Origin of the sequence: Brevundimonas sp., from assembly GCF_032107865.1 — a bacterium.
Taxonomy (GTDB): Bacteria; Pseudomonadota; Alphaproteobacteria; order Caulobacterales; family Caulobacteraceae; genus Brevundimonas.
Map to the genome: position 1 here is coordinate 309 of NZ_DAMCNG010000326.1, position 1,682 is coordinate 1,990.

Annotated in this window: 1 protein-coding gene and 1 pseudogene; one reads left to right on the forward strand and one right to left on the reverse strand. The window is 69.6% G+C overall.

The features are described from left to right. A partial coding sequence (locus RT567_RS16265) for an ATP-binding protein (RefSeq protein WP_313577244.1) occupies positions 1-1,457 on the forward strand: 1,457 nt, incomplete at its 5' end. A 6-nt stretch (positions 1,458-1,463) separates the two neighbouring features. Here RT567_RS16265 and RT567_RS16270 read toward each other — a convergent pair. Beyond that, positions 1,464-1,682 (reverse strand): annotated as a pseudogene (locus tag RT567_RS16270) (hypothetical protein); the annotation flags it as partial.

Consider the following 1,682-nt stretch of genomic DNA (forward strand, 5'->3'; position numbering starts at 1 on the left):
TGACCACCCAGGCCGTGATCGAGCGGGTCCACCCGCGCTATCGCCAGCTGATGATCGAGGCCCTGGACAAGGCCATGGCCGACGGCGTGTTCGAGGCCGCCTTCCCCGTGCCGCTCAGCAACGGCGGCGTACGCTGGATCGACGCGCGCGGCCAGTCGCGCCAGTCGCGACGCGACAGCGGCTATGACAGCCTGATGGGCGTGGCGCTGGACGTCACCGAGGCCCGTCGCACCAAGGCCCAGGCCCAGGCCGCCGAGAGCCGTCTGCGCGACGCCATCGAAAGCGTGTCCGACGCCTTCGTCCTGTTCGACCGGCGCGGGCGGTTGATCCTGTGGAACCAGGGCTTCCAGGACGCCTTCGCCTTCCCCGAGGGCGTTGTCCGGCCCGGCGCGCAGAAGGACGAACTGAACCGCATCGCCGCCGAGGCGATCAAGGCCGAACACCCCTCGGCCGGGGGCCGCGCCGGCGTGCGCGAGGTCGAGCTGAAGGACGGCCGCTGGCTGCAGATGGCCGAGCGCTTCACCGGCGACGGCGGCACGGTGGTGATCTGCGCCGACATCACCGTCATCCGCCGCCAGGAAGCCGAGCGCCGCCGCGCCGCAGACGAACTGCGCGCCATGGTGGCCGAGCTGGAGGCCAGCCAGGCGAACCTGGCGCTTCTGGCGCGCAAATATGAGGTCGCCATGACCCGCGCCGAAGCCGCCAACCAGGCCAAGTCCGAGTTCCTGGCCAATATGAGCCATGAGCTGCGCACCCCGCTGAACGCCATCAATGGCTTCTCGGAAATCATGGCCGCCGAGATGTTCGGTCCCCTGGGCGATCGCCGCTACAAGGGCTACGCCGCCGACATCCACGGCTCGGGCCAGCACCTGCTCAGCCTGATCAACGACATCCTCGACATGGCCAAGATCGAGGCGGGCAAGCTGACCCTGCACTATGAGCCGATGGCGCTGGACATCCTGTGCGCCGAGGCGGTGCGGCTGATGCGCGGCAAGGCGCAGGAGTCACAGCTGACCCTGACGCTGGACTGCCCCGAGGATCTGCATATCGAGGCCGATCAGCGCGGCCTGAAGCAGGTGCTGCTGAACCTCATCTCCAATGCGGTGAAGTTCACGCCCGAAGGCGGCGCCGTGTCGGTGGCGGTCGCGCCGCACGATGCGGACACGGTGCGCGTCTCGGTCGTCGACACGGGCATCGGCATCTCCGCCAAGGATCTGGAACGGCTGGCCCAGCCGTTCGAACAGGTCGAGGGGCAACACTCCAAGTCGACGCAAGGGACCGGCCTGGGCCTGGCCCTGACCAAGTCGCTGATCGAACTGCACGGCGGGGCCATGACGATCGAAAGCGAGCCAGGACGCGGCACCACCGTCTGGTTCGACCTGCCGACCCGCGCGCCCGAAGGGGCCGTGGCCCCTGTCGGCGCCCCCGCCCAGCGCGTTCAGGCCCGCGCGGCGTAAGGCCGTCTAACTCGCCGGTTGCGACGCCGTCGTCGGCTTGGCCGCCTCGTTCGTCGATGAGCTCGCGCCGTGCTTGCTCTCCTTCGACTTGGACCGATGGCGCGACAGGATGGGCGCCAGGGCCGCACGATCCGCCGGCTCCAGCCGGCTCAAGGTCTCGACCGCCCCCGATTCCAGTCGCGCCCGGCCGCGCATTTCAGACGCGCGCGACCGTTCCAGCAGGGC